Annotated in this window: 3 protein-coding genes and 1 pseudogene; 1 reads left to right on the top strand and 3 read right to left on the bottom strand. The window is 66.2% G+C overall.

Annotated elements, in window-relative coordinates; translation table 11 throughout:
* The 3 genes from ACEN88_RS23335 to ACEN88_RS23325 all read right to left on the bottom strand — a co-directional run.
* The coding region (locus tag ACEN88_RS23335) for a peptidase U32 family protein (RefSeq protein ID WP_413343480.1) at nucleotides 1-1,516 on the bottom strand (1,516 nt) is incomplete at its 3' end.
* Between the two features lie 55 nt (nucleotides 1,517-1,571).
* Nucleotides 1,572-2,198 carry a response regulator gene (locus tag ACEN88_RS23330; RefSeq protein ID WP_413343478.1) on the bottom strand — a complete coding sequence of 209 codons (627 nt, stop codon included), beginning with the start codon at nucleotides 2,196-2,198 and terminating at the stop codon, nucleotides 1,572-1,574.
* 111 nt (nucleotides 2,199-2,309) lie between these two features.
* Complete coding sequence (locus ACEN88_RS23325) at nucleotides 2,310-4,625, bottom strand: FdhF/YdeP family oxidoreductase (protein ID WP_413343476.1); 2,316 nt, start codon at nucleotides 4,623-4,625, stop codon at nucleotides 2,310-2,312.
* A 176-nt stretch (nucleotides 4,626-4,801) separates the two neighbouring features.
* Between ACEN88_RS23325 and ACEN88_RS23320 the strand changes: the two are divergent.
* Nucleotides 4,802-5,495, top strand: a pseudogene (locus ACEN88_RS23320) (catalase); the annotation flags it as partial.

Raw genomic sequence — 5,495 nt, 5'->3', positions numbered from 1 at the left:
CTTCCTGGGCGGCGATGGCGTCGCGGCGCAGGCCGTTGATCGCGCTCGCCGGCACGAACCACGGCTGCGTCAGCGCGACATCGATGGTGCCCGCTTCGAACATCGTGTTGCCCAGCTTGGCGAGGCTCGTGCGCAGGCCCGCCAGTGCCTGGTCGGCCTGCTGGGCCGGCTGCAGCGCGAGGCTCGCTTCGGTTGTCGTCGTGATGCCGTCCTCGTCGGTGACAGTCAAACGCAGGCCTTCGGCCGTGTCTTCCAGGCGCAGGTCCGCCCGCACCTTGCGGTCGGACGATTTCTTGTTGAGGGCCGCTTCCCACTGGTGGTCGCGGTTGCGGTGGATGACGGTGCCGACCTTCAGGCCCGGCAACGTGGCCAGGCCCTCGTTCGGGAACACGCGCCAGCGCTGGCCGTCTTCGTCCTCACCGAGCTTTTGCACGGTGTTCGCCTGGATGCCGACCGTCTCGCGCTTGTGCATGTAGTTCAGGCCATCGCCGTTGGCCATCGGCGAATTCGTGACGAGATCGAAATTGTCGCCGCCGATGCGCGCGACCGTGCCCAGTTCCACGCCCACGTACTTCGGCGAATCGAAGGCGCCGATGGTCTGCTGGCGGCCCTGCGCGAAATAATCCGTGTGGCCGCGGTGGAAGTTCTTGTCGACGTCCGGCGTGAACATCACCTGCGTCCGGCCGCTCGACGCGCGCGCCAGTTCCGGACGGCGTTCCAGGATCTCGTCCAGCAGCAGGCGGTAGTGGGCGGTGATGTTCTTCACATAGCCCATGTCCTTGTAGCGGCCTTCGATCTTGAAGGAGCGGATGCCGGCGTCGACGAGCGCTTCCAGGTTGCGGCTCTGGTCATTGTCCTTCATCGACAGCAGGTGTTTTTCGTAGGCGACGACGCGGCCCTGGCCGTCCGACAGCGTGTACGGCAGGCGGCACGCCTGCGAGCAGTCGCCGCGGTTGGCGCTGCGGCCCGTGTCCGCGTGCGAGATGTAGCACTGGCCGGAGAACGCGACGCACAGCGCGCCGTGGATGAAGTACTCCAGCGGCGTGTCGACCTCGGCGCGGATGGCCTTGATCTGTTCGATGGTCAGCTCGCGCGCCAGCACCAGCTGCGAGAAGCCGACCTGCGACAGGAATTTCGCCTTTTCCACGGTGCGGATGTCGCACTGGGTGCTCGCGTGCAGCTGGATCGGCGGCAGGTCCAGTTCGAACATCGCCATGTCCTGCACGATCAGCGCGTCGACGCCGACATCGTACAGCTGGCGGATCTGCTTTTCGGCCGTTTCCAGTTCGGCGTCGTGCAGGATGGTGTTCATGGTGACGAAGATGCGCGCGCGGTAGCGGTGCGCGAATTCGACGAGGCCCGCGATGTCTTCCAGTGTATTGCTGGCGTTGTGGCGCGCGCCGAATGCGGGCCCGCCGATATAGACCGCGTCCGCGCCGTGCAGGATGGCTTCGCGGCCGATCTCGGCGGTTTTGGCGGGGGACAGCAGTTCGAGCTGGTGGGCGAGCAGTGACATGGCGGGTGATCCTGGCTGACGAAGGCGGAAATTATAGCCAGATCAAGGGCTTATGTCACCGTTCGGCGTGCACCTCGACGTGCAGGACGTCTTCGATGGCCGTGCGCAGCGCCTCGGGCGCCACCGGCTTGGGCAGCACGGGGATGTCGTCCGGCAGGCCCATGGCCCGGATCGTGGCCGGATCCAGCCCGCTCGTGACGACGATGGCCATGTCGCGGTAGGCCTCGCTCGCACGCAGCGTGCGGATCATGCGCAGGCCGTCCACGCCCGGCATGCTGAGGTCGCCGACGAGCAGGTGCGGCCGCGTCTCGCCGATGCGGATCAGCGCTTCGAAACCGTTCCCGACCCGGACGACGTCCAGCGGCAGGTCCCAGCCGGACATCGCCCCCTCGTACCGCGCCATGGTCGAGGCGTCGTCGTCCACGAGCAGCACCTTGTAGCGCGCGGGCGCCGTACGGTCCAGCATCGCCTGGCGCCGGCGCTCGACGTGGCGTTCGATCGACGCCAGCGCGATGCGCCGGTGGCCGCCGGCCGTCTTCCACGCTTCCAGGGTGCCGCTTTCCACCCACAGCTGCACCGTACGGTGCGACACGCCCAGCATGGCTGCCGCCTGCCTGGTATTGCAGTAGGCGGCGGCGTCGAAACCAGGTTCCGGTGAGGGCGGGCGGTAGGGCGATGTCATGGCTGCCAGATCATGTTGTTTGAAAGACTCCGTCTGATGCACTTAGGAATCTATCAAAAAATCACAATCTATGACAGCAATATTTACGTGGCAATACCAAAATGGCAACAGTCAATGCAGCGGTCGCCCCGTCCCACCCGTGCGCTCGACCCGGATGGCGATGGATTTCGCGGCCGGCACCTTGCTCTCCTTCGCATAGTGCCAGAGGGGAATCAGCGGATTACACTCCGGGAAATAGCCCGCAACGCAGCCGGCAGGCACGCTGTATTCCACGACGCGCAAGCCTTCGACCTTGCGCTCGACGCCATCGTCGATGGCCGTGCTGGCTGTGACAATGTCACCATCGGCCAGGCCGAGGCGGGCCATGTCCGTGCCGGCCATGAACAGGACGTTCCTGTCCTGCACGCCCCGGAAACGGTCTTCAAGGCTGTAGATCGTCGTGTTGAACTGGCCGTCGCTGCGCACCGTGAACAGGCGCAGGGCGTCCTCGGGCACGGGCATGTCGGGGTCCGCGGACAAGGTGTCCGGCACGGTGAAATTCGCCTTGCCGGTGGGCGTGTTCCATTTGCGGTCCGCTGCCGCCAGCGGTTTGCGGAAGCCGCCCGGCTGCCACATGCGCTCGTTGAAGTCGTGGAAGATCTTCGGGTACGTCGCGGCGATGGCGTCGCGCACCTTCGCATAGTCCGCCACCCATCCATCCCAGTCGACCTTCGGATTCGGGTCCAGCGTCGCCTTCGCCAGGCGGGCCACGATGGCCGGTTCCGACAGCAGCGTGTCCGCAGCAGGTTCGGCGCGGCCGCGCGAGCCGTGCATGCAGCCGGTGGAATCCTCCATCGACACGGATTGCTCGCCGCTGGCCTGGCGGTCGATCTCGATGCGGCCCAGGCAGGGCAGCAGGTACGCCGTCTTGCCGTGCACGAGGTGGCTGCGGTTCAGCTTGGTCGAAATCTGCACCGTGAGCGGGACGGCGCGCCAGGCCGCATCCATCTGGCCGTGGTCCGGCACGGCCCGCACGAGGTTGCCGCCGAGGCTGATCAACGCCTGCAGCTTGCCGGCCTTGATCGCCTCGCACATCTCCACCGTGTTCATGCCCTTGTCGCGCGGCGGTTCGAAGCCATACAGCTCCTTCAGCTTGTCCAGCGGCGCCAGCTCGGGCTTTTCCGTGATGCCGACCGTGCGCTGCCCCTGCACGTTCGAGTGGCCCCGCACCGGGCAGATGCCCGCGCCCGGCTTGCCCATATTCCCTCGCAACAGCAGGAAGTTGACGAGCATCTGCACGTTCAGCACGCCGTTGCGGTGCTGCGTGAGGCCCATGCCGTAGATGCCGATCACCTGTTTCGCACGGAGGTAGGTGCCGGCCGCCTGCTCGATCTGGCCTTGCGCGAGACCCGATTCCTTTTCGATCTCGTCCCACGTGCGCGCGCGCATGGCGGCCGCGAACTCGTCGAAGCCGTGGCAATGTTCTTCGATGAAGGCCGTGTCGAGGGCGCGCGGTCCGCCGGTCGTGCGGGCGCGCTCGTCCGCCTCCAGCACGGCCTTGCAGAGGCCCGTCAGCGCCGCCACGTCGCCGCCGGCCTTCACCTGGTGGTACTGCGTGCTGATCACGGTCTCGTGGCCGCTCAGCATCTCGACCGGGGATTGCGGGTTCACGAAGCTGACCAGGCCGCGCTCGCGCAGCGGGTTGAACGTGACGATCGGAACGCCGCGCTTTCTCGCCTCCTGCAGCTGGTGCAGCATGCGCGGGCTGTTCACGCCCACGTTCTGGCCGAAGAAGAAGATGCAGTCGGTCTGTTCGAAGTCGTCCAGCACGACGGTCCCGATCGGCACGCCGATCGTCTTCGGCAGCGCGACGGACGTGCTTTCGTGGCACATGTTGGAACTGTCGGGCAGGTTGTTGTTGCCGTACATGCGCGCCAGCAGCTGGTACATGTACGACGTTTCCAGCGAGGCGCGGCCCGAGCTGTAGAACGCGACCTGGGTGGGATCCATCTTGCGCAGCTCGGCACCGATTTCGGCAAATGCGCGGTCCCAGGTGATTTCCACGTAGCGGTCCAGCGCGCTGTCGTAGCGCATGGGCACCGTCAGGCGGCCCGCCTCCTCGAGTTCATGGTCGTTCCAGCCTTCCAGTTCGCGCAGCATATGGCGCTTGAAGAATGCCGGGTCGAGGCGCTTGCTCGTGATTTCCCACGCCGTCGCCTTGGCGCCGCTTTCGCAGAACTCGGCCGGATGCGGATGGGCCGGCTTCGCCCACGAGCAGCTCACGCACATGAAGCCGTCCGGCTTGTTCTGCTGCATCAGCAACTGCGTGCCCTCGAGGGGGACGCGTTCCTTCAGCAGGATCGTGGTGACTTCCTTCACCGAGCCCCAGCCGCCGGCCGGGATTTGCGGTTCGTTCGGTTCGTTCGGATTGCCGCCGTGCTTGCTCATGATCAGACTCCCAGTGCGCGATACCGTGGAGCTTGATCCGATGGCGCAACCATGTCTGTTCGACAGCGCACACGCAAGATCGGCAAATCCGCGCACTCCGTACGGCGTTGCACAGACCGCCGAGCTCGCGCGCGCCGATGATCTGCTCATCATCATTCAAACCACCGGATTCCATCATGACCTCCCCGATCCCGTTCGAACCGCGTTTCGAAAGCCTGGAAGACGACGAAGCGCAGACCAGCTTCGACCTGCAGACGACGATGCGCAGCATTTCCACGAAGACGTACGAGGATTCCGGACGCGCGCTGCGCAGCGTGCACGCCAAGACGCACGGCCTGCTGGTGGGCGAGCTGACCGTCGAGACCGGGTTGCCGGACGCGTACGCGCAAGGCCTGTTCGCCCAGCCGGGCACGTATCCCGTCGTGCTGCGGCTGTCGACGACGCCGGGCGACGTGCTGGCGGACGACGTCTCCACGCCACGCGGCATGGGGATCAAGGTCGTCGGCGTCGAAGGCCCGCGCGTGGGCGGCAGCGAGCACGACGTCACGCAGGACTTCGTGCTCGTCAACGGTCCCGTGTTCAGCGCACCGAACGCGCAGACATTCCTCGGCAGCGCGAAACTGCTGGCCGCGACGACGGACAAGGCGCCGAACCTCAAGCGCCTGTTTTCCGCAGTGGCGCGCGCTGCCGAACAGGCGGTGGAAGCCGTCGGCGGCGACAGCGTGACGCTGAAGGCGCTGGGCGGCCATCCCGAGACGCATCCGCTCGGCGAGACGTATTACAGCCAGGTGCCGATCCTGTACGGCCGCTACATGGCGAAGGTGCAGGTGGCGCCCGTGGCGCCCGCGCTGGCGGCGCTCGCGGGCAGCC

It is taken from the genome of Massilia sp. CT11-108 (assembly GCF_047302915.1).
Taxonomy (GTDB): Bacteria; Pseudomonadota; Gammaproteobacteria; order Burkholderiales; family Burkholderiaceae_D; genus Telluria; species Telluria orientalis.
Note: the sequence above shows the minus strand (reverse complement) of the source record. Positions and strands in the feature narration are given on the sequence as shown.

What these genes read in the sequence shown, in the direction of transcription:
- ACEN88_RS23330 (WP_413343478.1), bottom strand. Translation starts at nt 2,198, where the DNA reads ATGACATCGCCCTACCGCCCGCCCTCACCGGAACCTGGTTTCGACGCC.
- ACEN88_RS23325 (WP_413343476.1), bottom strand. Translation starts at nt 4,625, where the DNA reads ATGAGCAAGCACGGCGGCAATCCGAACGAACCGAACGAACCGCAAATC.